Annotated in this window: 21 protein-coding genes and 1 tRNA gene; 8 read left to right on the top strand and 14 right to left on the bottom strand. The window is 63.7% G+C overall.

The window, feature by feature from the left end; all coding sequences use genetic code 11:
* Positions 1–4 precede the first annotated feature (4 nt).
* The 8 genes from D0T11_RS18060 to D0T11_RS18030 form a co-directional block, all read right to left on the bottom strand.
* Complete coding sequence (locus D0T11_RS18060) at positions 5–3226, bottom strand: efflux RND transporter permease subunit (RefSeq protein WP_119657207.1); 3222 nt, start codon at positions 3224–3226, stop codon at positions 5–7.
* A 100-nt stretch (positions 3227–3326) separates the two neighbouring features.
* Positions 3327–4472: an efflux RND transporter periplasmic adaptor subunit gene (locus D0T11_RS18055; protein ID WP_119657206.1), complete on the bottom strand. Its 1146-nt coding sequence runs from the start codon at positions 4470–4472 to the stop codon at positions 3327–3329.
* Positions 4456–5070: a hypothetical protein gene (locus tag D0T11_RS18050; RefSeq protein WP_119657205.1), complete on the bottom strand. Its 615-nt coding sequence runs from the start codon at positions 5068–5070 to the stop codon at positions 4456–4458. The genes D0T11_RS18055 and D0T11_RS18050 overlap by 17 nt, the downstream gene beginning before the upstream one ends.
* 1 nt (position 5071) lies before the next feature.
* Positions 5072–6319, bottom strand: a complete 1248-nt coding sequence (locus D0T11_RS18045; RefSeq protein ID WP_119657204.1) for a TolC family protein — start codon at positions 6317–6319, stop codon at positions 5072–5074.
* Positions 6320–6424: 105 nt separating this feature from the next.
* Positions 6425–6976 carry a heavy metal-binding domain-containing protein gene (locus tag D0T11_RS23220; RefSeq protein ID WP_119657203.1) on the bottom strand — a complete coding sequence of 184 codons (552 nt, stop codon included), beginning with the start codon at positions 6974–6976 and terminating at the stop codon, positions 6425–6427.
* 44 nt (positions 6977–7020) lie between these two features.
* Positions 7021–7995 carry a heavy metal-binding domain-containing protein gene (locus tag D0T11_RS23215; protein WP_119657202.1) on the bottom strand — a complete coding sequence of 325 codons (975 nt, stop codon included), beginning with the start codon at positions 7993–7995 and terminating at the stop codon, positions 7021–7023.
* A 59-nt stretch (positions 7996–8054) separates the two neighbouring features.
* Complete coding sequence (locus tag D0T11_RS23395) at positions 8055–8186, bottom strand: hypothetical protein (RefSeq protein ID WP_262682137.1); 132 nt, start codon at positions 8184–8186, stop codon at positions 8055–8057.
* A gap of 123 nt (positions 8187–8309) precedes the next feature.
* Positions 8310–8783 (bottom strand): hypothetical protein, encoded by a 474-nt coding sequence (locus tag D0T11_RS18030; RefSeq protein WP_119657201.1) that lies wholly within the window; start codon positions 8781–8783, stop codon positions 8310–8312.
* Between the two features lie 443 nt (positions 8784–9226).
* Between D0T11_RS18030 and D0T11_RS18025 the strand changes: the two genes are divergently transcribed.
* The 4 genes from D0T11_RS18025 to D0T11_RS18010 all read left to right on the top strand — a co-directional run bounded on the left by D0T11_RS18025 (position 9227) and on the right by D0T11_RS18010 (position 13310).
* Positions 9227–11488: a heavy metal translocating P-type ATPase gene (locus tag D0T11_RS18025; protein ID WP_119657200.1), complete on the top strand. Its 2262-nt coding sequence runs from the start codon at positions 9227–9229 to the stop codon at positions 11486–11488.
* A gap of 76 nt (positions 11489–11564) precedes the next feature.
* On the top strand, positions 11565–11942 hold the full coding sequence (locus D0T11_RS18020; RefSeq protein WP_119657199.1) for a cupredoxin domain-containing protein: 378 nt from the start codon (positions 11565–11567) through the stop codon (positions 11940–11942).
* A complete protein-coding gene (locus tag D0T11_RS18015; protein WP_119657198.1) occupies positions 11942–12577 on the top strand; it encodes a helix-turn-helix domain-containing protein in 636 nt (211 codons plus the stop codon). The genes D0T11_RS18020 and D0T11_RS18015 overlap by 1 nt, the downstream gene beginning before the upstream one ends.
* A gap of 97 nt (positions 12578–12674) precedes the next feature.
* Positions 12675–13310 carry a DUF305 domain-containing protein gene (locus D0T11_RS18010; protein WP_119657197.1) on the top strand — a complete coding sequence of 212 codons (636 nt, stop codon included), beginning with the start codon at positions 12675–12677 and terminating at the stop codon, positions 13308–13310.
* Between the two features lie 187 nt (positions 13311–13497).
* On the opposite strand, the gene D0T11_RS18005 is transcribed toward D0T11_RS18010, so the two are convergent.
* From D0T11_RS18005 to D0T11_RS17985, 5 genes are all read right to left on the bottom strand, one after another.
* Positions 13498–13926 (bottom strand): lipocalin family protein, encoded by a 429-nt coding sequence (locus tag D0T11_RS18005; RefSeq protein WP_119657196.1) that lies wholly within the window; start codon positions 13924–13926, stop codon positions 13498–13500.
* 160 nt (positions 13927–14086) lie between these two features.
* A complete protein-coding gene (locus D0T11_RS18000; protein WP_119657195.1) occupies positions 14087–14953 on the bottom strand; it encodes a DUF4249 domain-containing protein in 867 nt (288 codons plus the stop codon).
* A gap of 9 nt (positions 14954–14962) precedes the next feature.
* Positions 14963–17308 (bottom strand): TonB-dependent receptor, encoded by a 2346-nt coding sequence (locus D0T11_RS17995; protein WP_119657194.1) that lies wholly within the window; start codon positions 17306–17308, stop codon positions 14963–14965.
* 111 nt (positions 17309–17419) lie between these two features.
* Positions 17420–17728, bottom strand: coding sequence for a thioredoxin (trxA, locus tag D0T11_RS17990; protein WP_119657193.1), 309 nt, complete (start codon positions 17726–17728; stop codon positions 17420–17422).
* A gap of 167 nt (positions 17729–17895) precedes the next feature.
* Entirely contained in the window at positions 17896–18336 is a 441-nt protein-coding gene (locus D0T11_RS17985) for a hypothetical protein (protein WP_147374715.1), read from the bottom strand.
* Between the two features lie 448 nt (positions 18337–18784).
* Here D0T11_RS17985 and D0T11_RS17980 point away from each other — a divergent pair, with 448 nt between their 5' ends.
* On the top strand, positions 18785–19852 hold the full coding sequence (locus D0T11_RS17980; RefSeq protein WP_245991001.1) for a DUF6687 family protein: 1068 nt from the start codon (positions 18785–18787) through the stop codon (positions 19850–19852).
* A gap of 167 nt (positions 19853–20019) precedes the next feature.
* Here D0T11_RS17980 and D0T11_RS17975 read toward each other — a convergent pair whose 3' ends face one another.
* Positions 20020–23451, bottom strand: a complete 3432-nt coding sequence (locus D0T11_RS17975; protein WP_182888482.1) for an AAA family ATPase — start codon at positions 23449–23451, stop codon at positions 20020–20022.
* Positions 23452–23615: 164 nt separating this feature from the next.
* Here D0T11_RS17975 and D0T11_RS17970 point away from each other — a divergent pair, with 164 nt between their 5' ends.
* From D0T11_RS17970 to D0T11_RS23615, 3 genes are all read left to right on the top strand, one after another.
* Entirely contained in the window at positions 23616–23912 is a 297-nt protein-coding gene (locus D0T11_RS17970; protein ID WP_119657190.1) for a hypothetical protein, read from the top strand.
* A 255-nt stretch (positions 23913–24167) separates the two neighbouring features.
* Positions 24168–24243 (top strand) — tRNA-Lys (locus D0T11_RS17965).
* Positions 24244–24717: 474 nt separating this feature from the next.
* The coding region (locus D0T11_RS23615; protein WP_449547852.1) for a transposase-like zinc-binding domain-containing protein at positions 24718–24827 on the top strand (110 nt) is incomplete at its 3' end.

Here is a 24827-nt window from a genome sequence, read left to right as displayed (position 1 = left end):
AGAGTTAAACGGCGGGCTTCACCGGATGCTGGTCGGCTGGGGGCGTGAAGGGCGGCGCGTCCAGCTCCTGCGGGTGCGCGTCGAGGCCCACCTCCTGGTGGGCGGCGAAGTACTGGGCCAGCGCTTTTTCGCCCACCAGCCAAAACACCACCGGCGTCACGATGATGTCGAGGAAGGTGGAGGACAGCAGGCCGCCCAGAATCACGGTGGCTACCGGATACAGGATTTCCTTGCCCGGCGCGTCCTTGGCCAGCGTGAGCGGCACCAGGGCCAGCGCCGCCACCAGGGCCGTCATCAGCACCGGCACGAGGCGTTCCAGCGAGCCGCGAATAATCATGGGCATGCCGAACTTCTCGCCCTCGTGCTCCACGAGGTGGATGTAGTGCGAAATCATCATGATGCCGTTGCGCGAGGCAATGCCGGTGAGCGTGATAAAGCCCACCAGCGAGGCAATACTAAACGTGCCGCCCGTGAGCAGCACGGCCACCACCGAGCCGATGAGGGCCAGCGGAATGTTGAGCATAATCTGCCCCACCATCAGCGAGGATTTGAAGTGCGAGAACAGCACCAGGAAGATGCCGGCCAACGAAAACAAGCTCAGCCACAGTATCTTCTGCGAGGCCGACTGCTGGCTCTCGAACTGCCCGCCGTAGGTGAGGTAGTAGCCCGGCGGCAGCTTCACCTGCTGGCTTATTTTGGCCTGAATTTCCTGCACCGTGGAGCCCAGGTCGCGCTCGGCCACGTTGAGCGAAATGGTGATGCGGCGCTGGGTGGTTTCGTGGTTGATGGTGTTGGGCCCCGGCTCGTAAGTTATTTCCGCTACCTGGCTCACGGGTATCAGCGCGCCGCTGGGGGTTTCAATGCGGGTCTGGCTGATGGCGGCCATGTCGTTGCGCTGCTCCTCGGGCAGCTTCACCACCAGGTCGAAGCGCTTCTGGCCGTCGACCATCTGCGAGACCACGGTTCCCTGAAACAGCGTTTCCAGGTCGCGCACCAGCTCGCCGCGGCCCATGCCGTAGGCGCGCAGGGCGTCGTCTTTGGGCCGAATCAGCAGCTGCGGAATCTGCACCTGCTTTTCTACCTGCAAATCCACCACGCCGGGCACGGTGCTGGCGGCGTCGCGCACCTCGTTGGCGTAGCGGCGCAGCTCCAGCAAATCGTTGCCGAACACCTTGATGGCCACCTGGGCCCGCACCCCGCTCAGCAGGTGGTCGAGGCGGTGGGAAATGGGCTGGCCGATGTTCACGTTCACGCCGGTTATCAGGCTGAGCTTGTCGCGCATGTCGGCCAGAATCTCGTCGCGGCTGCGCATGGTTTTGCCTTCCTTCTCCAGCTCGGCTTCGGTCTTGAAGGCCACCTCGATTTCCGAGTTGTTCACCGATTCGGCGTGCTCGTCCAGCTCGGCGCGGCCGGTGCGGCGGGCGGTATAGGCCACTTCCGGAATCTTGAGCATCTGCTGCTCGCCCAGCGTACCCAGGCGGTTGCTTTCGATGAGCGAGGTGCCGGCCGGAGCCGAGAAGTTGACTGTGAGCGAGCCTTCGTTGAAGGGCGGCAGAAACTCGGTGCCGAAGAAGGGCACCATGGCCACGGCCATCGCAAAGAGCAGAGCCGTGGACGTGAGCACAAGCCGCGGGTGCCGCAGGCCCCAGCCCAGCAGCCGGGTATCCTTTTTCTTGAGCCAGCGCACCAGCCCTCCGTCGGTTTCGGGATGGTCCATCTGCTTCATCTTCGGCAGCAGGTAGTAGCAGAGCACCGGCGTTACCGTCAGCGAAACGAACAGCGAGGCCACGATGCTGGTGATGTAGGCAATGCCCAGCGGCGCAAAAATGCGGCCCTCCATGCCTTCCAGCGCGAACAGCGGCAGAAACACCAGCACCACGATTATGGTGGCGTACACGATGGAGTTGCGCACCTCCGACGAGGCCGAGTACACGACGCGCAGCACCGGTTGCGGGTCGGGCCGCTGCTTGTTTTCGCGCAGCCGTCGGTACACGTTTTCCACGTCCACAATGGCGTCGTCCACCAGCTCGCCAATGGCAATGGCCAGTCCGCCCAGCGTCATGGTATTAATGCTGATGCCCGCCACCTTGAACACCAGCGCCGTAACCAGCAGCGAAAGCGGAATAGCGACCAGCGAAATAAACGTGGTACGTACGTTCAGCAGGAAGGCAAACAGCACGATAACCACCAGAATGGCTCCGTCGCGCAGGGCTTCCTCCACGTTGGAAATCGACGACTCGATGAACTCCGACTGCTTGAACAGGCGCGTGTTCACTTTCACGTCCTTGGGCAGCGAGGGCTGCAGCTCCACCAGGGCTTTTTCCACGGCTTCGGTCAGGCCCACGGTGGCCGCGCCCGGCTGCTTCTCGATACTCAGAATCACGGCGGGCTGGCCGTTTACGCTGCCGTCGCCGCGCTTGAAGCGGGCCCCGAACTTCACGTTGGCCACGTCGGCCACCCGGATGGGCGACTGCGCGCGGTAGCCCACCACGATGTTCTCGATATCCGCCACCGAGCGCAGGCGGCCCAGGTTGCGGATGAGCACCTCCGAACCGTTGCGGTCGAAGAAGTTGCCGGTGGTGTTCAGGTTCGACTGGCGCAGGGCCTCTTCTACCTGGTTGGCCGTCAGGCCGGTAGCGTTCAGGCGGGGCATATCCAGCAGCACCTGGTACTGCAGGTTGTCGCCGCCGATGGGGATAACCTGGGCAATGCCGGGAATGCTGAGCAGGCGCTGGCGCACGGTGTAGTTGGCCAGCGTGCGCAGGTCGGCGGCGTTGGTTTCCTTGCCGCCCGACAGGCCCACGAGCATAATCTGGCCCATAACCGACGAAATAGGCCCCAGTACGGGCGTGATGCCCTGCGGCAGCTGCTCGCCGGTGGTCTGCAGCTTCTCGCTCACAATCTGGCGGGCCGTGAAAATGTCGGTGCCATAATCGAACTCCACGAACACCATGCCCAGGCCGATGGCCGAATTAGAGCGCACCGCCGACACGCCGGTGGCCCCGTTCAGGGCCGTTTCCACGGGCAGCGTCACCAGGGCCTCCACTTCCTCGGGGGCCATGCCGGGCGCTTCCAGAAACACCGTTACGCGGGGGCGGTCCAGGTCGGGCAGCACGTCCACCGGCAGTTGGTTGGCCGTGTAGGTACCGGCAATGATGAGGCCCAGGGCAAAGGCCAGCATCAGCAGGCGGTTCTGCAGGGCAAAGCGGATTATCTTGTCAAGCATCTTTTTTGAGCTGTTAGCTAATAGCTGATAGCTATTAGCTTTTTTTCGGAGGCATTGGGAAAAGCTGACAGCTAACAGCTATCAGCTAATAGCTCAAAATCTACTGGTTGAGGTAGATGGATTTGAGCTGGTAGGTGCCGGTCGTTACCACCCGGTCGTTTTCGTTTACCTGGCCCTGCACCAGCACGGTTTGCTGGCCGTTCACGGCTCCCGGCTGCACGTAGCGGATTTTGAACCGCTCGGGCTCGGTGTGCACAAACACCACCGGCTTGCCGTTGAGGTCGGTGATGGCCGAGGTGGGCACCACCAGTTGCGGTTTGCCGCCGCCGGTCTGGCCCACCACCTGCACGTTCACGGCCTGGCCGGCGCGGTAAGCGCTGCCTTCGGTGGCCTCCAGCTCCAGCACCAGCTGCCGGGCCTGGTTCACGGGGTTCACCACGTTGCTGAATACCACCAGCTGGGCCGGCACGCCCGCCTGGCCCTGCAGGCCCTCGACCCGGAACGCGGCCCCGGGCGTCACCTTGGCCAAATCCTGGGCAAACACCTGGGCCTCCACGCGCAGCTTGCCGGGGTTAATGACCCGGAACAGCTCGTCGCCCTGGTTGACCTGCTGGCCCACGGCCAGATTAAATACGTCCACGGTGCCGCTTACCGGCGCCGTGATGCTGACGCGGCGCTGCCCCGCCTGGCTGTTCTGAATACCGGCGTTCTGGCGGGCCTGACGCAGGCGCAGCTCGGCGGCCACCACGTCTTTGCGAGCGGCAATGTCGGCAATGGTTTTCAGGCGGTTGTAGTCCTGCTGGGCGGCGCGCAGCTCGGCCTGGGCGTTGGCCCGCTCGGTACTGAGCCCAATTTGCTGGGTGGCGTCCAGGGTCTGCTCGATGACGGCCAGCACCTGGCCGGCGCGCACCTTCTTACCCACCTGCGCGGCGAGGCTCACGATGCGCCCGGTTTGGGGCACCACCACGCGGCCCTCGCCGCCCGCCGCCGCCGATACCGTACCGTAGAGCGTGGCCCGGCTGTAGGTGGTGGAGTAGGCGGCCAGGTTGGTTTGCACCTGAAACAGGAACTGGCTTTCCTTGGGCAGCAGCACCTCGTCGGTCAGGGCCACGCCGGTGCTGGCCTTGGCCTCGCCGCCGTGGTCTTCGCCGCCGTGGGCCTGCACCAGGCCCGGAGGCGGCAGCAGCACAGTCAGCACCAGGCCGGTGGCCGCCGTAACGGCCAGAAATTTATGCTTGGTTTTCATACACGGCTGAATTAGGGGTGGATACAGGCGCGGCAGGACGCCGGCGGCGCAGCAGCAGCACCGTGAGCCCGATGCCGAGCACGAAAGCGCCGACCAGGGCCAGAATGGTTTTCCAGGAGGAAAAAAGCGAAGTGCCAGCCACCGGAGCCGCTGCGGCCACGGGCAGCTTCTCGCCCACGTTAATGCCTTCTAGCAGCAGCAAATCGGCCTTGTCGCCCGCCACAATATTCGCGGCGAAGCTGTAGGCCTTGTTGGCCGGAAACTGGCCTTCGACCAGGTAAATACCCGGCTCCTGCTCCGTCACCGTCCACTTCAGGCTGGCATCCTCCGGATTGGTGAGCGTGAGCTTGGCCCCCTTGATGGGCACGTTGGTGGCGTAGTCGGAGAGGAACAACCGCAGGTCGGCGGGCTGGCCGCCTTCCAGCGGCTCGTAGCGCAGCAGCACCTCGAACTGCTCCGAGAGCGCCGCCACTGAAAACGACGTGGCCCCGGCCGGAGTGCCGGCCTTGGGGCCGTCGCCGTGGTCTTCGCCCCCGTGGGCCTGGGCCGTGCTGCTTAACAGTAGCAGGCCCAGCAGCAAAATCAGGAGTTGTTTCATGTTATTCACCCCGCAGGTAGTTAAGTTCGATGAGGGCCTGACGGTAGTCGCGGATGGTGGTCAGGTAGGTATTTTGAATGGTGAAAGCCTGGTTCAGGCTCTGAATCAGGACCAGGTAGCTGATTTCGCCGGCCCGAAACAGGCGTTGCGACTGGCTGATGATGGCCCCCGACTGTGGCACGCCGGTCTGTTCGTAGTAGCCCAGCGAAGCCGAAAACTTGCGCGTGTCGGCCAGCGCCTGCTCGTAGAGGCTGCTCAGCTCCAGACGCTGGGCCTGCAGCTGGTAGCCGGCCGCCTCGCCGCGGGCCGTGGCGGCCTGTAGCTGCGAGCGGTAAGTCCAGAACCAAATCGGCACCGACACGCCAAACTGAAAGCGGTACCGGAGCGCCGAGTTCTCAAAGGCCTGGTTCTGGTAGCCCACCGTGAGGGCCGGCGTGCGCCGCGCCCGCACCAGGCTGATGCCCGACTGGCTCAGGGCCACGTTCTGGGTGGCGGCCGCCAGCGTGGGGCTGCGCAACAGGGCCGTGCTGTCTTCGAGGGGCAGACCGCTGAGCAGCGCCCCGCCGGTTTGCACCAGTTCGGGGCCGCTGCGGCGCAGGTCGGTGCTGGTGACGAGGGCGGCCGTGGGCTGGCCCAGCAGCAGGCCCAGGCGGCGCTGGGCAGCGCGCAAATCGGCGGTGGCCTGCAGCAGCTGCACGGCCACCTGCCGGGCCTCGGCTTCGGTGCTGATGCGCTGCAGCGAGGTGATTTCGCCGGCCGCGAACAGCCGCTCGGTGGCCACCCGCAGCGCCTGATACAGGCTGTCCTGGTAGGTGAGCTGCCGGACCTGGGCCTCGGCAAACTGCAGGCTCAGGTAAGCCAGCCGGGTGTCGCGCAGCACCGTGGCCCGGCTCACCTCGCGGTTGCGCTCGGCCAGGCCGATGCCCGCCTCCGCTACCTGGCGCTGGCGCCGGTACACGTTCGGGAAATCAATGGTCTGCACCACGCCCGGTGCCCACCGCTCACCCGTGGGGGCCGAGAACAGCAGGTCCGGGTTGGCCGGCGAAAACGAGCCCCGCTTCAGGGCCCGCTGCTCCTCAATCTCGCGGTCCGACTGCCGCAAGCGCGGGTGGCGGCGCAGGCTCCGGGCTTCGGCGCTGTCGAGGCCGATAACGGTTTGGGCCTGCGCCGCCTCGCGCCCCGGCCCCAGCAGCAGGACCAGCAGTACCAGCAGCCAACGAGGCCCGCGTTTCAATTCAAAATACGTCATAAAATCAGGTTAGGGCCCGCCAGGGGGCCGCCCGCTGTTGCAGCAGCCGACGGCCCGAGGCGGAGAAAGTCCGGACGCCGGGCGTCCGAAAACCAGCGCGGCCTGCTACTTTTTCACGAGGGCCATGCCGCATTTCGGGCACGCGCCGGGCTTGTCGCTGGCGCTGCCTTCGCACTGCATGGGGCACTGGTAGGCGGCCCCCACGGCTTTGCCGGTTTTAGCCGCCGCGTCGAGCTTTTCGAACCGGGCCGACAGCGACTTGCCCTTGGCTTTGAGGCTGACGATGGCCGTGCGCACGATAACGCCGGCCGGAACCTGCGCCACCAGATGGTCGCCGCTGGCCGTGAGGGTGGCGGTGCTGGTTTTGCCGGCCGTGGTCAGCAGCATCACCGAGCCGGTGGTGCCCGTAGTCGCCATGGTGGCTTCTTTGCCATCGAGCAGGTACACGTGTACTTCGCCGGCCTGCTGCACCAGCTCCAGGTGGTAGGCGCCGGCCGTCCGGACTACGCCCCCGTGGGGCGACTGGTGGGCGTGGGTTTCGCCGGCGGCTTTATGGCCGTGGGCGGCGGCGCCGGGCTTGTGGCTGTGCTGGGCCTGGGCCGAGAAAGAAGCGGTAGCCACGAGCGCGGCGGCGAGGAGGATTTGGGAGAATTTCATGAGAATGGGGAAAGCGGGTTGTGAGAAAAGCAGTGAAAGCACAGTTAAAGGGCTGCCTGGCTGGCAGCCGCGCCTTTCACATTAATGGTGAAGTCGCCGGTGTGAATTTTGCCGGCGTGGTTGAACTGCAGGAACACGCGGTACAGGCCGGGCGCCTCGAAGTTGGTGTTGAAGCCAATGGCGGGGCCCTTGTCGGCCTGGTCGTTGGGGTGCACGTGCAGGTAGCGCTCGGTGTCTTCGCTGATAACCACCACGTGGCCCAGCGCGCCCAGGTAGTTGTCGAGGTCGGTTACGGGCTGGCCGTTTTTGCTGATGACGATTTTCATGCCCAGCAGCTGGCCGGTATTCAGGGGCTTGTCAAAGGCCAGGGTGGCCGAGTAGCCATCCTTTTCCCAGCTCATATCATCGTTCTTGAACTTGACGGGCGCGTATTTCGGACCCTGCACCGTAACGGGCTGGCGGCCCAGCTGGTGGCTGCTCCCGGTAGGCGAGTAGTCCTGAAACAGCACGAACTCGCCGCCCTTAGGGAAGGTGTAATCCACTTTATAGTCGCCCTCGGCGGTGTACTCGGGATGCTCGTGGTAAAACTGGCCCAGGTCTTTGCTGACGATAATCAGGTGAATCTTCTTCTCGTGCACCACGGCCAGCGGCACGGGCGCGGCCTCGTTGCCGGTTTCCTGGGGCGTGAAAGACAGCTTGGCGGGCTGCCCGGCCACCAGCTGCATGGGGATAGGGGTAAACTTCATCTGGTAGGCCTTGCCATTGCTGGCGGGCAGGTCGGTGTGCTCCAGGTTCATGCCGCACTTCGGGCATGTGTCGCCTGCCTTGGTGCTGGTTACCTCGGGGTGCATGGGGCAGGAATAGATGTGGCCGCCGGCGTGCTCGTCGGTTCCTGCCGCGGGGCCTCCGGTGGGCGTGGTAACGGTGTCGGTAGCACTGCTGCTGCCGGCATCCGACGAGCAGCTGGCAACAGTGAACAGGCTGGCAGCGGCCAGCAGCGGAATGAAAATGCGCTTCATATAAAAACAGGTAATGAGTGGGAAAGGTGGAAAATTGGCCCCGGTCAGGGCCCGGAAGGCTACGCCAACCACTGCTGCCAGAGCACGAAGCCCAGGGCAGCAGCCACTACGGCGTAGACCAAGTAGGAGGGCCAGCGGCGACCTGACCCCGACGGGGCCGAGCCACTGGCCGCCTCACAACAACGCTTCATGGCGGGGGCGGTAAAACCAGGAAACAGGGGGGGCGCGGCTAAGCGGCGCGGACGAGCAAACGAAAAGGCCCGCCCCGGACATAGCGTAGCTATGCCGGCGCGAGCCTCAGCGCGTCGGAATAATCAGACAGTCAGCGACTGAATGTAGATGCGGATGTCCGGAATTTTGGGCTTCAGATGCCGCGGCGGAACCAGGGCAACAGCGGCCGTCTGGTCCCACTTGCCCGCCAGGGGCCGGAAATGGAATTCCACTGCCATCGGCAGCACGGCCGGGGCTGGAATGAGCAGGTTCTTTTGAACCGGCGTGGTCAGGGCCGAAAGCAGGGCCGCCGAGTTGTCTTTGCAGCAGTCGTCCTGGCTGCCGGCCGACTTAACAGGGTGCTGGTCGGGCTTGGTGGGGTGTTCGGCTACGGCCCCGTGGCCCGCGCAGCCCGGGTGCGACGGCTGGGCCGCGACGGGCAGCTCAACCACGGCCAGGCTGGTGGCGGGCACCGGGTTTAGTACGGCGCACAGGCACTGCCCCACGAACACGTTGACGAAGACGAGCAGGAAGCTCGTCGCCAGTAAACGGCGGAAGGGGAACAGGTTGCGGAACATAACGGGCAATAAGCAACTACAAAAATAGGCTTATTTGGCTGAATGCGTTCAGGTGCTCTTTTACCCCCAGAAGCACAAAAGGGTTCCGGCCCCGGTTGCTGGATGAACCCAATAACAGACAATATTGGGCGGGTGAGCGTTAAACCGACTTTTGCGTAGGAACTTGTGAGTGTTGAGCTATGCTGCGGAGCACAATTGTGCAAGTAATCCGCACAATTTCGTAAGCATAACCAGACCTGTATGCATAGCCTTGTAGTACCCATGTCACCGGGCACACGTAAGATGTAGGGATGAGTTAAAAACCAGTAACTCGTCAAATTATGCAATTCTGCGGCGGTATTCAGTACCAACTTCCCTGTGGGAAAGCCGTTATTTTGTACAAGTGGTCGTCGGCTTTCTCTGCTGCGAGATATGCCTGACAACCCCCTCCAATCTGCATTTCTATGGAACCAACTACCAAAACCGAAACCCTCGACATCGAAGGCATGACCTGTGCCTCCTGCGCGTCGGCCATCGAAAAGTCGTTGAGCCGGGCGCCCGGCGTACAGAGCGCCATGGTCAATTTCGCCACCGAGAAGGCCACCGTGCACTACCTACCCGGCCAGGCCAGCCCCGCCACCCTCAAGGAAGCTGTAGTGAATGCCGGCTACGGCGTGCTGGAGCGCGCCCCCGATACCAGCGCGGCCGAGCGCAGCGCCGAAATCGACCGCCAGAAGGAACTGGCTTACCAAAAGCTCAAACGCCGTTTCTGGGTGGCCACGGGTCTGGCCGTCATCATTATGCCGCTGAGCATGCTCATGCTCTGGCCGGCCCTGATGGCGCGGGTAAACATGCCCCTGCTGAATTACGCGCTGCTGCTGCTCACGCTGCCCGTGCTGCTCTACAGCGGCCGCGAGTTCTACGTGTCGGCCTGGAACGGCTTCAAGCACCGGGCCGCCAACATGGACACACTCATTGCCGTGGGCACCGGCGCGGCCTTTCTGTACAGCCTGGCCGCCACCGTCGTGCCCGATTTCTTCCTCAGCCGGGGCCTGATGCCGGAGGTGTACTACGACACCACGGCCACTATTATTGCCCTGATTCTACTGGGCAAGGTGTTGGAAATGAGGGCTAAAACCCAGACCTCGGCCGCCATCCGCAGCCTGATGGGCCTGCAAGCCAAAACTGCCCGCGTAGTGCGTCCCGACGGTCAGCAGGTCGATGTGCCGATTGAACAGGTGCAGCTTGGCGACATCATTGTGGTGCGCCCCGGCGAGAAAGTCGCCACCGATGGCCGCATCACCGAAGGGCAGTCCTCGCTCAACGAGGCCATGCTCACCGGCGAAAGTCTGCCCGTAGAAAAGAAAACCGGCGACCCGGTGTTCGGCGCCACGCTCAATAAAACTGGCTCCTTCCGCTTCGAGGTTACCAAAGTCGGGGCCGATACCATGCTCTCGCAGATTGTGAAGCTGGTGGAAGATGCCCAGGGCAGCCGCGCTCCCATCCAGCGCCTGGCCGATAAGGTAAGCGCCATTTTTGTGCCCACGGTGGTCGTTATTGCCATCCTCACGTTTGTGCTCTGGTTCGATCTGGCCCCGGCCGAAACGCGTCTGCCGCTGGCGCTGGTCAACTTCGTGGCCGTGCTCATCATTGCCTGCCCCTGCGCGCTGGGCCTGGCCACGCCCACGGCCATCATGGTGAGCACCGGCAAGGGGGCCGAGCACGGCGTGCTCATCCGTAACGCCGAAGCCCTGGAAAAAGCCTACAAAGTAGATACCGTGCTGCTCGACAAAACCGGTACTATCACGAAAGGCGAGCCCGCCGTAACCGACTTCCTGGCCCCCGGCCAGGACAGTGCGCGCCTGCTGCAGCTGGTAGCCGCCGTGGAGCGGCAGAGCGAGCACCCGCTGGCCGAGGCCGTGGTGCGCCACGCCGATGCCCAGGGCGGAGCTCGCCTGAACGCCACCGGCTTCCGGGCCATAGAGGGCAAGGGTGCGGCGGCCACCGTCGAGGGCCAGGCCGTGCTCATCGGCAACCACCGCCTGCTGACCGAGGCCGATATCAGCCTTTCAGCCGAGTTGACGGCCCAGGCCGAGCAGCTGCTGGGGCAGGCCCGCACCGTGCTATATGTGGCCGTGGCCGGGCAGGCCGTGGGCCTGGTGGGCGTGGCCGACACCGTGCGCGACACCTCGGCTGCCGCCATCAAGGAGCTCCAGGCCCTGGGCATTGAGGTGGTGATGATGACCGGCGACAACCCCCAGACCGCCGCCCAGGTAGCCGGACAGGTGGGCATTGCGCGCTACTTTGCCGAGGTGCTGCCCCAAGACAAAGCCGGCAAAGTGAAGGCCCTGCAGGCCGAGGGCCGCACCGTGGCCATGGTCGGCGACGGCATCAACGACGCGCCTGCCCTGGCCCAGGCCGACATTGGCCTGGCCGTGGGCTCGGGCACCGACGTGGCGATGGAAGCGGCCGGCATCACGCTTATGCGCTCCGATTTGCACGGCGTGGTCACGGCCATTGAGCTAAGCCGTCAGACCATCCGCACCATCAAGCAAAACCTGTTTTTTGCCTTCATTTACAACACGCTGGGCATCCCCGTCGCGGCCGGGCTGCTGTATCCGTTCTTCGGCATCCTGCTCTCGCCCATGCTGGCCGCCGCCGCCATGGCCCTCAGCTCGGTGTCGGTACTCACCAACTCGCTGCGGCTAAAGAGCTTCAACGAGTAAGCCATTAGCTGACAGCTTTCGTTTTTTCAGCTAACAGCTAACAGCTAACAGCTAACAGCTAACCAACTCAAAACATATGGATACTTCCGAAATCATCGTGACCATTGTGGGCCTGGGCCTGGCAGCCTTTGTGGTGTGGTTCTTCTTCTTTTCAGCCCGCCAGACGGCCAGCGCCGTGTCCTCGTCGAGCGGCATTCAGGAAGTGGCCATCACCGTGAAGGGTGGCTACTCGCCCGACGTGATTGAGGTAGAGCGCGGCAAGCCCGTGCAGCTGAGTTTCTACCGCGACGAGGAAAACAGCTGCTCCGAGGAACTGCTGCTGCCCGATTTCAGCATCCGCCGCGACCTGCCGGCGTTCAAAACCACGCTCGTTGAGCTGCTGCCCGAAACGGCCGGCACCTTCCCGTTTACCTGCGGCATGGGCATGTTGCGCGGCAGTCTGGTGGTGAAGTAATGGCGCATCCCCTGAAAACCGACGTCAGCATTGGCCACGTATTGCCGCCGCCCGGCACGCACCGGTTGCTGATCAAGAACATGGTCTGCCCCCAGTGTATCCGGGTGGTGGGCGAAGACCTGGTGGCCCTGGGCCTGCGGGTGCACCGCGTGGCCCTGGGTGAGGCCGACGTATCGATGCCCGCTGGCACCGACCCCGACTGGGCCGCCATCCGGCACCGCTTGCGGGATGCGGGGTTTGAGCTGCTGGAGGACCCGCGCGACCAGCTCGTGGAACGCATCAAAACCTTGCTGGTGGCCCTGATTCACTATCCCCCGCCTGGCCCGCGCCTGCTCAATTATTCCGATTACCTGGTCGAGCACCTGGCAAAGGACTATCATTACCTGTCGCACCTGTTCTCGGCTTCCGAAGGCCTGACGGTGGAAAAATTCATCATTCGCCAGAAAGTGGAGCGGGCCAAGGAGCTGATTGGCTACGCCGAGTTGCCTATGGCCGAGGTGGCCCGCCAACTGGGCTATAGCAGCCCGGCCCACCTCTCGCGGCAGTTCCGGCAGGTGACGGGTCTCACGCCCACCGAATTTCAGAAGGCAGGCCCGGCCTCACCCGCCCGCCGCAGTCTGGACTCGCTGATTTAGGCCGGAAATTATGCAAGGCGGCCCTTCGCTAGTAGAAATCCTGGGGGCAGGTGGCCCGTTCTAACCCTTAAAAAATCGCCTTCCCAGACCTGATTCTATGAAAAAGCTCTTCCGCCTTCCCCTGCTGGCCCTGGCCCTGGCCTCCGCATCGCTCCTCACCGCCTCGTGCAGCAAGGACGATTCCGATAGCCTGGCAGTGCAGGCCCACGACCAGAACGCCATGATGAGCATCATGCACGACATGATGAAAAAGATGGATGCCATGCCCAAAACCCAGGACCCCGACCAGGATTACTCCATGATGATGGTGATGCACCACCAAGGAGCCATCGATATGTCGGAGCTGGAGCTCAAAGACGGCAAAGACCCGCAGATGCGCGACCTGGCCACCCGCATCATTGCCGCCCAGAAAGCCGAAATTGCCCGCTTCAACACGTTCCTGGCCGGCCACAAAATCGAAACGCCGCTTGTACCGGCATTCAATGCACGCCAGAAGATGGCCATGGAGAAGATGATGCGCGCCAACGACCTGCGCGTGATTACCGGCAACACCGACCGCGACTTCGCCCAGTTGATGCAGGACCACCACCAGAGTGCCATCGAAACCTCCCAGGCCATTCTGGATTTGGGCCGGCATGCGGAAACCAAGGCCCTGGGCCAGCAGATTATTGATTCGCAGATGATGGAAATCAAGGAGATGCAGGAGTGGCTGCTCAAAAACAAGGGCTATTAGGCTCCACTGGCCCTAGAGCGTGTGGATGCTTCATGCAAAAGGCGATGATACTGCGTTTGTCGAAACATCTTTATCGGACATTTTACCTCCTCGAAGCGGTAAAAACGCCTCGAGGAGCGGAAGCCAGATCAAGCATGAGTATTTTGATGGGTTTAAAGAGTGCCTTTAACCAAGTCCTCACACTCTCTTAAAGCGTGCTGCTAAAACGCCATTCCTGAAGTTTGCCGTTGGTGTTGGTTGCTCCGTAGCGCAGCTCCTTTTCGGTGAGTGTGCTGACCATGTACTGGCGTGAGTTGCCTTTGTGGTCGGTGAGCTGGAGCGTCACCACGTCGCCCTCGTTGAATTTCCAGGAGCCGGTGTACTGGGTGCCATCGGCCATCAGGGTTTGCACGTAGGTGCCGTCGGCGCGGAAAAGCAGCGTGTAACGGTCCTTGATGGCCGCGCCGCTGTCGGTTACCTGGCCATCCAGGGAGAGCTCGTCCAGCTGCCACTTCTGGACGAGCTTGGCCTTGAGCAAGGACCCGGTCAGGGCGCCATCGTCTTTGGAGCAGCTGCTGGCCACCGTGCCCAGCAGGAGCACAAGCAGCAGAGGGAATAAAAAGCGTAAGCGGTTCATAGAGGGAAAGGAGATAAGGTGAATACCGCCCCCAAGATACCAGGCCGCTGCGGAAGGTTGCAACGGGCGGGGGCGGGCAGAAACAGCCCGCCCGCAGCCCGTTGCCCCAACGCCACCTCCAGCACCGTTCCGAATTGCCGGCAAGAGCCGGGCCGGCCGCTTACTTCACCATCACCTGCCGGCGCTCGTAGCTGAGGATGGTGAAGATGCCCAGCCCGCCTTGCACGGTGCTCTTGATGGCGGAGGGCTGCCCGAACGGGTTCCCGTTGGCATTGCGCGCATCCTGCACCGACTGCAAAAACTGAAAATAGGGCTGGTCGAGGTGGTAGAGGCTCACGACCAGCGTATCGTTGCGCTGGAACTCGTAGCTGGTGCCCAGGCTGTACTCCGCGCCGTTGTTGAGCCGGTCCTCCACGGTGTATTCCACCTCGGGGTTCTTGGTTACGCGGCGGCGGTGAATCTGGAAGCGGTAGTAGTCCAGGGGCGTAGTCGGGTCGCGGAAGCGCATGAGCACGTAGGCCCGGCGCTGCTCCTCGGGCAGGTCGTTAAACGTCCACTCCACCGTGTCGATGGGCACGCGGGCGGGCATGGTGGCCGCGCCGGTTACGCGGCGGCCCTTGGTGTCGGCGAGTTCCAGCCCGAACGTCTGGCCCGGCTGGGCGGCCAGCGGTTTGCTGCCGAGGTGGGTATAGGCCTTGTTGGTGCGCTTATCGATGCCCGGGGCGAAGTGCAGCACCTGGCGCTGGCCATCGGGCAGAATGATGGTCGCCGTGACGTCGGTAAGCACCTGGGGCGTAGGCGGGGCCAGGTAGTCCACCGATTCGGAAACGGTGAGGTGGGGAATCTGCCCGTTTTCGAGGTAGGCCTCCACCACCAGCTGGGGAGGGTAGGCGGGCAGCACCACATCAATATCCTGCTGCAAGCCGCAGCCCGCCAGCAGCGCGCCGGCTGCTACCGCCAGCGCCGTCCGCCCGTTCAGACGGGCCGGCAACGTGTCCAAAATCCGCGAAATCGAAGCAATCCGCATAATCCGCGCTTAGAATTTGAAGTTGTAGGTCACCGATGGAATCACCGGAAACAAGGATACCTGCCGGGCCCGGTAGCTGGTTACCTGCTTGGTCTGGGAGTCCTTCACCTGATCGAAGTACACGAAGTAGGGGTTGCGGCGGCTGTAAGCGTTGTACACGCTGAAGGTCAGGTCGGATTCGGGAATCCAGCGGTTGGGCCGCAGCTGCCACACGACGCCCAAATCGAGGCGGTGGTAGGGGGCCAGGCGGTAGGTGTTGCGCTGGGGGTAGATGGGCACAGCCGAGACATCGGCCCCGTACACATCCTGAAACAGAAACCGGCCCAGGGGCAGGGTAGTGGCCTGGCCCGAGCTGTACACGAACGAGCCCGTGAGCTTCACCCGCTCCGAGAGGCTGTGCAGCACCACTACCGTCAGGTTGTGGCGCCGGTCGTAGGTGGGGTAGAAGGTGTTGCCGTTGTTGATGCCCGAGGTGCCGCGCTGGGCCGGAAACTGCCGCTTGGTCCAGGCCAGCGTGTAGCCGATCCAGCCGGTGGTGCGGCCCTGCTTTTTCTCCAGGTAGATTTCGTTGCCGTAGGCCCAGCCCTTGCCGAACAGAAATTCCGAATCCAGGTCGGGGTTCACGAACAGCTGAGCGCCATCCTTGAAGTCGATCTGGCGCTGGGCCCACTTGTAGTACACTTCGTTGGTGAGCAGGTAGCGCCCGTCGCCGAGCAGCCAGCTCACGCCCGCCGCCACCTGCTGGCTGCGCTGGGGCTTCACCGACTGGCGCGAGGGGTACCAGATGTCGGTGGGCAGGGAGGCCCCGGAGTTCGTAACCAGGTGCACGTACTGGTACATGAGGGCGTAGCTGCCCTTGAGCGACACGTTGGGCGTGAGCGAGTAGCGCGCCGCCGCCCGGGGCTCCAGGCCGCCGAACTGGTCCTGGCCCGACTGGAAGCCCGAGGCCCGCAGCCCGTACTCGAACTGCCATTTGTCGGAGGGCTTGTAGATGTCGGAGGCGTACACGGCCCCTTCCCGGCCGTAATAGGTGATGTCGGAGCCCAGGCTCAGGCGGCCGTCCTCGGAGCCGGCCCGCAGGCGGCCCGTACCGAAGCGGTGGTCGGTGCCCGTGACGCCGAAGCGCAGCGTGTGCCGGTCGTTGGGCCGGTAATCGAGGTCGGAGCGCAGGGTGAAGTCCTGAATATCGGACGAGAGGTTGAAGGCGAACTGGTCGAGCCGGTTGCTGATGCTGTACGCGTAGCCGGTGTAGGAGGCGCTGGTGTTCAGAAACAGGCGCTGGTTGAACTGATGGCTCCAGCGCAGGGCCGCCACCTTGTTGCCCCAGCTGAAGTCGAAGTTGAAGCCGTTGGTGGAGTTGAAGCCGAATACGTCATGGCCCAGGTAGCCCGACAGAAACACCTCGTCCTTGTCGCCGAGCTTGTAGTTGGCCTTGGCGTTGAGGTCGTAGAAGTAGTAGTCGGGGATGGGGTTGGAGTCGGGCTTGCCCTCGTTGAGCTTGTTGATCTGGCGGGTGAAAATGTCGAAGTAGGTGCGGCGGCCCGAGAGCAGGAACGCGCCCTTGCCCTTCTTGATAGGGCCTTCCAGCGTCAGGCGGGACGAAATCAGGCCGATACCGCCGCTGGTGGTAAACTTCTCAGCGTTGCCGGGGCGCAGCTTCACATCCACTACCGACGAGAGGCGCCCGCCGTACTGGGCCGGAAACCCACCCTTGTACAAATCCACCGACTGCACGGCATCGGGGTTGAAGACCGAAAACAGCCCGAACAAATGGCTGGGGTTGTACACCAGCGCGTCGTCGAGCAGCACCAGGTTCTGGTCAGCCGAGCCCCCGCGCACGAACAGGCCGCTGGTGCCCTCGCCGCCGCTCTGCACGCCGGGCTTGAGCTGGAGGGTTTTCAAAATGTCTACTTCCCCGAACAGGGCCGGCAGCAGCTTGGCCTCCTTGGCCGTCAGGCGCTCCACGCTCATCTGGGTGGTCTGGAGCTTCTGGGCCAGCGTACCGGTGCCCTGCACCACTACCTCCCCCAGCTGGTTGCCAGCGGCGGCCAGCTGAAAATTCTGGCGCTGGTCGCGGGTCAGGTTCAGCTCGCGGGCCTGGCTTTCATAGCCGATAAAGGACACCACCACCTGGTAGCGGCCGGCCGGCAGGGTCAGCGAATACGCGCCCCGGGCGTCGGCGGTGGCCCCCAGCCCCAGGGCCGGCACGGCCACCGTGGCCCCGGGCAGCGTTTCGGCCGTGCCGGTGGCCCGCACCAGGCCGCTGAGCACGTAGCGGGCCTGCGCCCGGGCCGCCGCCGGCAGCAGGCAGCCAAACCCGATAAAGAAAGCCAGCAATAAAAATCGTAGTGTCATTCAATTCAGCCGTGTAGGACTCCGCAAAGGTACAGTGGCCCCAAGCAACCCCGCCCGTTGCAGGAAGCCGCTCCGGCCCGGAAATTTGTCCGGGCACGGCATCGCCGGCCCCTATTGCCCCACGCCCTGTACCGCCTGCCCGATTTGGGCGGCCGATACCACGCCGGCCTGCCGCCACACGGGCTGGCCTTTATGAAACAGAATCAGCGTCGGAATGCTTTGCACGCGGAATTGCTGGGCCGCCGCCTGGTTCTTGTCGACGTCTATTTTGATGACTTTGAGCTTGCCCTGGTGCTGCTGGGCCACCTGTTCCAGAATCGGGGCCATGGTTTTGCAGGGGCCGCACCAGTCGGCGTAAAAATCAACCAAAACCGGCATACCAGGGCTGCTGATGAGTTCGGAAAAGGACTTCTTGGGCATGATATGCTACGTAAGAAAGTGAGGCCGCGACACGGTGCGGCGGGTAGTTGCCAGTACGGAAGGACCCGCCGAAAAGTAACGAAACCAATGGCGGGGGCACAAAAAAGGCCTGATGTGGCAACACCAAGCCTTCAGAAACAGGAAAAGAAAAAACCAACAGCGGCGGGCTAGTTTTTCCCAACCATCGTAACGTCGTTGGCAACTTCAGAAAAATTGAAGCGGCCGCCCACTACTTTCTTGCCATTCACCTGGCACTCCCAGGTATAGGAGCCCGGAGCGGCAGTGCCGGCCTCACCGGTAGCGGCCTTGAAGTAGTCGGCCTCGGAAGCGGGGGAGGGGTAGACCACATCAATTCCATTCTGGCCTTTAGGAATTTCCTTCACCAGAAAAAATTCTTTACCGCTACGCTGGTTGATAACCACGAACTTAGCAGTATAAGCCCCCAGCTGACCGAACTTGTCGACCACGCCCAGCTTGACGTAGGCATCGGTAGAAACCAGCCAGGTTTGCGCCTGGGCCTGCCGGGGCGCGAAAGCAACCAACGCCAGAAGCAGGACGGCCGCTTGCAAAAAACGGCGCACAGGGGAAGCAGGAGTAGAAAGGCGCATAGGGAAAAAGTAAGGGGTGAAGAAAAACGCAGGTTCAGGAGAAGGAAAACAAAGCTGTGCAGACCGCATGCTGCTGGTTCTGAGGGCAGACATATCATTGGGAAGCAATCAAATATAATCGATAGCAACCAGAAGGGATAAAATTTTGGCATTTATTTTACCACAAACTCACCCGGGGAAACGCCAAGCAGCCCTCTGTCCGTAGCAAGACCAGACTGCTAGTATAAGCCCCGAAATCCGGCTTATGCAATAGTCTCGCCACTATTTGCGCGCCCCCTGCCGGCCCGGCTCTTGCCCAACTTCGGCTAAGTTGGGCAAGAGCCCGCTATTTTCGCCAAATAAAAGACCGGAAAATGGAGGTCGGCGACCAATGAGCCATTTTTGGGGGCGAAGACGGCTGTTTTCTGGTCCGATGCGCGTACAGTATTTTTTTTCACGCTGCCTGCCGATGGTGCAAAAATATTTCGTTCCGTTCCGGCAGTTGCGCCGGCAACCCACTATTGTCGTCGACAGTACGGGGCTGGGCGCGGCCCTCACCCTGGCCCACTGGCGCGGCGCGGCTACCCCGGCCAACCTGCGCGACGATACCAGCGCGGGCTCCGTGCTGCGCGCCCTGGCCCGCCCCGAAACGCCCGGCCTGGCCGCCGCCGCCGTCACGGCCAACCACTTCGACGTGGATGGCTTCGTGGGCGTGTGGGCACTGCTGCACCCGGCCCTGGCGCTCGGCCACGAGTCGCTGCTGCGGCTGGTGGCCACCCTCGGCGACTTCCGCGAAATGGACTGGCACCACCCCCTGGCCGACCACGCCCTGCAAATGGTATGCTGGCTGAACGCCGAGGAAAAAGCCCGGTTCTACGAGCCCTTCGGGGCCTCCGCCCGGCGGCAGCGCGAGGAGGAGGCGTCGGCTGAGAAGTTTACCTGGTTTCTGCCCCGCTTCGCCGACGTGCTGGAGAACCCCGAAACCGGCCGGGCTGCCTGGCAGCCGGAACACCAGCGCGTGCGGCAGGCCGTGGCCCTGCTGCACGGCCCCGCCACCACCGTGCGCCGCTACCCCCACATCGGCCTGACGGTGGTGCGCACGCCCGGGCCGCTGCCGTACTACGCCCTGTTCAGTCCCAGCATGGGAACCGATATCGTGCTGAGCCTGTACGACGGGCAGCGCTACGAACTGGAGTACAAGTACACCACCTGGATTGATCTGGCAAGCCGCCCCACGTTGCCCCGTCTGCCTCTGGAGGCGCTGGCCGCCCGCCTCAATGCCCTCGAAACCACGGCCCGCCGCTGGACCCACGACGGCATCACCGATACCGGCCCGCTGCTGCGCCTGGACGGCCAGGGCCTGCGCAAAGCCCAGCGCTACGCCGACCCCGACCAGCGCCCGATCCACCGCTCTGCCATCACCCCCGAAGAGCTGGAGCGAGAGGTAGTGGCGTTTTTCGAGGCCGGCTACGCCGGCATCGAGCCCCGGCGGTACTGGAGCTGGGCGGAGGTGCGGGAAGTTGGAAAGCTGAGATGACGTTCTTTCTAACTTCCCTGGGACTTACGCAAAACGGCAGTAGCGCGAAGCGCCAGCTTCGCGCATAATTTATGATTGCCAGGTGATTACGTTCAGCGGTGCGCGCAGCTGGCGCTTCGCACTACATGCCCCAGGCCCCCTTTTGCGGAAGTCCTATTCCCCATTTTCTAACTGGAAAACCCCAGCACTTGCAGCGTACTTACGCCGCCGGCTCCTTTGCGCACGTTGATCTGGGTGCCCACGCGTTCCTTGAGGGCTTCGACGTGGGAAATGATGCCGATGGTTTTGCCCGAGCCCTGGAGCATTTCCAGGGCCGAGAGAGCCACGTCGAGCGTGTCGGGGTCGAGGGTGCCGAAGCCTTCGTCGATGAAGAGCGTATCGATCTGGGTTTTGCGGCCGGCCAGCTCCGACAGGCCCAGGGCCAGGGCCAGACTCACCAGGAAGCTTTCCCCGCCCGAGAGCGAGTTCATGGAGCGCGTGGCCCCGGCTTGGTAATCGTCCTGGATGAGCAGGTCGAGGTGCTGGTCAGGGTTGCGCAGAATACGGTAGCGGTCGGTGAAGCGGTGCAGGTGGCGGTTGGCCAGATCCACGAGGCGGGCCAGGGTAAGTCCCTGGGCGAACTCGCTGAACTTCTTGCCGTCGGCTGAGCCGATGAGCTCGGCCAGGTGCCGCCAGCGCCGGGCCTGCTGCTGCTGCTGCTCCAGGGCTTCGGCCAGGGCCGCGTGGCGCTCCTGCCCGCTGCGGTGGGTATTCAGGCGCTCCTGGCGCTGGCCCAACTGCTGATTGAGGCCGGCCAGTTGCTCGGTGGTGGTGCCCAGCTGCCGGGCGGTGTGTTCGGGCGCGTCGGTGGTGAGGGCGCGGGCGGTCTGCTCCTCCACCTGGGCGGCAGTATCGGTCAGCACCTGGGTGGCCAGGGCCGAATCCTGCTCGTGGCGGCGGAGCTGGGCGTGCAGCGCGGCCGCCTGGGCTGCGGGCAGCAGCAGGGCCGGCAGCGCGGCCGGGTCGGGGGCGAGGCCGGCGGCTTGCAGGGCCGCAACCAGGGCCGCGTGGCGCTGGTCGTGGGCCAGCTGCTGATCGGCCGTATCCTGCTCGCGCTGCCGAAGCTGGTCGGCCGCCACGGTCAGGGCCAGGTCGTGCTGCTGAAACTGCTGGTCGGCCTGCTGGCGGCGCTGGTCGGCGGCGCGGGCGGCCTGTTCCAGCTGCTGGCGCACCCGGGCCACGTCGGGTTCGGGCAGTAGGGCCTGGCGCTCCGCCTGCTGCCGCTCAATGGCGGCGTGCTGATCCACCAGCCCCTGCTTGTGGGCTTTCAGCCAGGCCCGCGCCTCCCCCTCGTCCCGCGTGAGCTTGCCAATAAGCGCCTGCCCCACCTGGGCCTGCTCATTGGCCTGGTTGAACTCGGCCTGCCGGGTTTGGTACTCGGCTTCCAGGGTCCGGAGCCGGGTTTGCATGGCCGCCCCGTTTTCGCCGGTGAAAGCAAGGTCGAAATTGGCCAGCAGGCTTTCCAGCTGGCTTTTTATGGAGGGCAGCTGTTCGCGCACTTCCTGCTGGCTGAGCCGGGCTTCCTGCAAGTCGTGGCGGGCATCGGCCTGGGCCTTAAGGGCGGCCTGCTGCTCTGAGGCAGCCTGGGTGAGCTGTTTTTCAGTGCCCGCCCGCTGCTGGTCCAGTTCCTGGAGCTGGCGCACCAGGGCGCGGGCCTCGGTAGGTACGGCCTCCTCCCGGGCCGGCGTTACGAGTTGCAGGGGGGCATCGGCCGGCACGCGGCCGGCGTCGCCACCCGCATTTTCCAGCAGGTTGAGGAAAATGGTGAGGTGATTGACGCGGGTGGTCAGGGCGTGTACCTGCTGGGTGGCGGCCTCTGCCTTCTCATGCTCCAGGGCCAGGCCCGCGTTGGTGAGGCCCAGCCCGCCGGCCGCGTAAGGGTGCTCGAGCGCCCCGCAGAGCGGGCAGGGTGCGTGCGGGCGCAACTGCTGGCGGGCCTGCTCGTGGCTCAGGATCAGTTGCTGGGCCTGTACCAGCTGGCGCTGGGTTTCGCGGTGGGTTTCCTTGTCGGCCAGCTCGCGGCGCAGGGTTTGCACGTGGTGGTGGAGCAGGCGCAGGGTGGCGTCGCGGGTGGCCCCGGCCAGGCGGATTTGCTGCTCGCCGGCGGCCAGCTGCTGGCGGGCGAGGCGGGCGGCGGCGGCGGCCTGCTGCTCGGCAGCTTCCAACGTGTGAAGCCGGTTGGTGAGCACTTCCACCCGCTTGTCGGTCTGGCCCTGCTCGGTGCGCAGGCGGTCCCAGTCCTGCACCAGGCCCGTGAAGGCGGCAAAAACGTCCACCATTTCGGCCCGGCGGCCGTGCTGGCGCAGCCATTGGGCCGTGGTGGCCAGCCGCTCGCGGGCCTGCCCGGTGTGGGCGGTAGCTTGCTGGAGTTCGGCACTCAGCCGCCGGCACTCAGCCAGGCGCTGGTCGTAGTGCTGGCGCTTTTCCTCCAGCTGGCGGTTTTGCTGAACGATGGCCTGGTCGAGCTGCTCGGCGGCCCGCAACTGGGGGTCCTGGGTTTCGCGGGCGGCGGCGGCGGCCTCGTGGGCCTGGCGGGCAATGGAGCGGGTGGTTTCGGCAGCGGCACGCTGGGCTTGCAGCCCGGGCAGCTGCTGCCGGAGCCGGCCGGCGGCCGTTTGCAGGCGGGCCAGCTGCTCGGCGGCCTGGCCGAGCAAGGCCAGACCGGGGGCGAAGGGCTGGGCCTGCTGGTGCCGGGCCAGGCGCTGGCGCTGGGGGGCCAGGGTTTCGGCCTGGGCCTCCAGCTGCTGGTGGTGCTGGCGGGTACTGAGCAGCTTCTGCTGTAAATCCTGGAGCTGGCGCTGCCACTGCTGCACCTGCCGCAGCTGCTCCTGCCGGGCGGTGGCTTCCCCCAGCTGCCGGCTCAGGTCCGTGGCCTCCTCTTCCAGCCCCGCCACTTCCGCCGCCGAAAGCAGCGCTACGCCGGCCAGCCCCTGGCGCAGCTCCTCCACCTGCTGGGTTTCCTGCTTGGCCCGCTCGAAAGCGGCCCGCGAGATATCGGAATACTTTTTCGTGTCGGTGATTTTCTCCAGCAGCTGGGCCCGCTCCCCGGCCGGGGCCTTCAGAAAGCGCGTGAAATCGCCCTGGGCCAGCAGCACGGAGCGCAAAAACTGCTTGTATTCAAGTCCGCTCAGCTCGGCCACTTTCGCGGGTACCTTCGATTTGTAGGTTTCCAGAAACTCCCACACTGCTTCGCCATCTGCCCCGGACTTACGCTCACTCAACTCCATTCTGGCGTCCTGCAATGGGTTTGCTGCTTTCCGGCGGCCCCGGTGCTGGCCCCATTTGCTGCGGTACTGGCGGCCGTTGACCTCAAACTCCACCTCGGCCCAGCTCTCGCCCGTGCCGTGGCTCATTACCTGCTCGGGGCCGGTAGTTTCGTGGCGGGGCACCTGACCGTAGAGGGCCAGGGTGATGGCATCGAGGATGGTGGTTTTACCCGCCCCGGTGGCCCCCGTAATGGCAAACAGGCCCGCGTCGGAGAGGGGCGAGAGGCTGAAATCGATACGGTGCTCGCCGCGCAGGGAGTTGAGGTTGAGAAAGCGGACGCGGAGAATTTTCATGCGGACAACAACTAAGGCAGGAGTGGGGACAAAGGTAAGCCGTTCGGGCGGGCACCCCAGGGCTGCCTGATATCCACCGCGCTTTCCGGTGTCCTGCGGCGGTAACCGCACCCCAGCGGTTCCGTACGCCCGGCCGGGCATGGTTCGGCCAACCGCGCCCGCCCATGCCCCTGCTTACCCCGGCGCTGCTGCGCGAATCCAGCTTCCCGGACGCCGACGGCCAAACGTACCGCCCCGTCCTGCTGCCGGTCCTGACGCCCGCAGAAATAGCGGAAGTCGCCCGGCCTTTTCCGGCCGGCTGGTTGGCCCCGCAGTTGCTGAAAAGGCGGGCCATTACCCAAGGCGAGAATGGCTACGGACTGGAAGAAGTGACCGTTGATTCGATTGGACAACTCGGGTTTGCGGAGTTGGCCGGCCGCACTATCCTCCGCATCTGTGGCCGGGGCGGCGGCAGCGGGTAATCCGCCCGCGGGCGCCATACGGAGGCAGGTATTGGTGCCGCGTCGTGCAGCTGCTTCAGCTGAATGGGGTTCTGATAGAGGCCTGCCCGGCAGCTGGTTTGCCTGATGACGGGTTGAAGGATGATAAATAGTGGGCTACTAAACAGGTATTTATAGGTCAATTATTGAAAATTGCAGGTGCATGCTTGCGTGATAGAGGACAAACATCTACTTTTGCACTCCCTTCTAAAAAGCCCTGGCCGACGAAGCGGAAAGGATTCTGTAGCTCAGCTGGTAGAGCAATACACTTTTAATGTATGGGTCCTGGGTTCGAATCCCAGCGGGATCACCAAAAACCGCCATTGCAGGCTGCAATGGCGGTTTTTTTGTTAGTGGGGCCGCCAGTGGTTGCATAAGAAGCGCTTTGTTCCGGCTACAGTGGCAGTGACAGGCAACTACGGATAGGGGCGGGGGCTCATTCCCTGCAAAGGCGTGGCCAACTGTCCATGATTGCCTCATTTGCCAAAGAACCTTGTTTTTTGTCTGGATATCGTTCTGCCTGAGGGCAAGCAGCCGTCTTCCGGGACTATCCTTCCACGCCAATACTATGTCGATGACGCAGCAAAAGTGTCGGCGGCCGAAGCGGTAGAATATGGATCGGTACTTTCTCGGCTTATTTACCTCACCTGCCCCAACAAAGGAACAGGTAGCTCTGCTTGACGAATAACACAGGCAAAAGCACCAAAGGCTACGTTAGCGGCCTTTGGGGGATGGAGGAAAAAGGAACGGCGGTGGTATAATGCGGGGTGAGTAGTATCTTACTCCCATGCTTCAGACCACGTTGACGTGTGGCAAGTGCAGCAGTGCTGACTTGCGTAAGAACGGAAGCCGCAAAGAGCAGCCGAAATACCAATGCAAAGCCTGCCGCCACCAAGC

This window comes from Hymenobacter rubripertinctus, from assembly GCF_003583925.1.
Lineage (GTDB): Bacteria > Bacteroidota > Bacteroidia > Cytophagales > Hymenobacteraceae > Hymenobacter > Hymenobacter rubripertinctus.
Note: the sequence above shows the minus strand (reverse complement) of the source record. Positions and strands in the feature narration are given on the sequence as shown.

Excerpts from the sequence above, each read along its gene's own strand:
- D0T11_RS17980 (WP_245991001.1), top strand. The coding sequence starts at position 18,785 with ATGGTGCAAAAATATTTCGTTCCGTTCCGGCAGTTGCGCCGGCAACCC.
- D0T11_RS18055 (WP_119657206.1), bottom strand. The coding sequence starts at position 4,472 with ATGAAAACCAAGCATAAATTTCTGGCCGTTACGGCGGCCACCGGCCTG.
- D0T11_RS18030 (WP_119657201.1), bottom strand. The coding sequence starts at position 8,783 with ATGTTCCGCAACCTGTTCCCCTTCCGCCGTTTACTGGCGACGAGCTTC.
- D0T11_RS18050 (WP_119657205.1), bottom strand. The coding sequence starts at position 5,070 with ATGAAACAACTCCTGATTTTGCTGCTGGGCCTGCTACTGTTAAGCAGC.
- D0T11_RS18005 (WP_119657196.1), bottom strand. The coding sequence starts at position 13,926 with ATGAACCGCTTACGCTTTTTATTCCCTCTGCTGCTTGTGCTCCTGCTG.
- D0T11_RS17995 (WP_119657194.1), bottom strand. The coding sequence starts at position 17,308 with ATGACACTACGATTTTTATTGCTGGCTTTCTTTATCGGGTTTGGCTGC.
- trxA (WP_119657193.1), bottom strand. The coding sequence starts at position 17,728 with ATGCCCAAGAAGTCCTTTTCCGAACTCATCAGCAGCCCTGGTATGCCG.
- D0T11_RS18060 (WP_119657207.1), bottom strand. The coding sequence starts at position 3,226 with ATGCTTGACAAGATAATCCGCTTTGCCCTGCAGAACCGCCTGCTGATG.
- D0T11_RS23220 (WP_119657203.1), bottom strand. The coding sequence starts at position 6,976 with ATGAAATTCTCCCAAATCCTCCTCGCCGCCGCGCTCGTGGCTACCGCT.
- D0T11_RS17970 (WP_119657190.1), top strand. The coding sequence starts at position 23,616 with ATGCCCCTGCTTACCCCGGCGCTGCTGCGCGAATCCAGCTTCCCGGAC.
- D0T11_RS18020 (WP_119657199.1), top strand. The coding sequence starts at position 11,565 with ATGGATACTTCCGAAATCATCGTGACCATTGTGGGCCTGGGCCTGGCA.
- D0T11_RS23215 (WP_119657202.1), bottom strand. The coding sequence starts at position 7,995 with ATGAAGCGCATTTTCATTCCGCTGCTGGCCGCTGCCAGCCTGTTCACT.
- D0T11_RS18015 (WP_119657198.1), top strand. The coding sequence starts at position 11,942 with ATGGCGCATCCCCTGAAAACCGACGTCAGCATTGGCCACGTATTGCCG.
- D0T11_RS23395 (WP_262682137.1), bottom strand. The coding sequence starts at position 8,186 with ATGAAGCGTTGTTGTGAGGCGGCCAGTGGCTCGGCCCCGTCGGGGTCA.
- D0T11_RS17985 (WP_147374715.1), bottom strand. The coding sequence starts at position 18,336 with ATGCGCCTTTCTACTCCTGCTTCCCCTGTGCGCCGTTTTTTGCAAGCG.
- D0T11_RS18010 (WP_119657197.1), top strand. The coding sequence starts at position 12,675 with ATGAAAAAGCTCTTCCGCCTTCCCCTGCTGGCCCTGGCCCTGGCCTCC.
- D0T11_RS17975 (WP_182888482.1), bottom strand. The coding sequence starts at position 23,451 with ATGAAAATTCTCCGCGTCCGCTTTCTCAACCTCAACTCCCTGCGCGGC.
- D0T11_RS18000 (WP_119657195.1), bottom strand. The coding sequence starts at position 14,953 with ATGCGGATTGCTTCGATTTCGCGGATTTTGGACACGTTGCCGGCCCGT.
- D0T11_RS18025 (WP_119657200.1), top strand. The coding sequence starts at position 9,227 with ATGGAACCAACTACCAAAACCGAAACCCTCGACATCGAAGGCATGACC.
- D0T11_RS18045 (WP_119657204.1), bottom strand. The coding sequence starts at position 6,319 with ATGACGTATTTTGAATTGAAACGCGGGCCTCGTTGGCTGCTGGTACTG.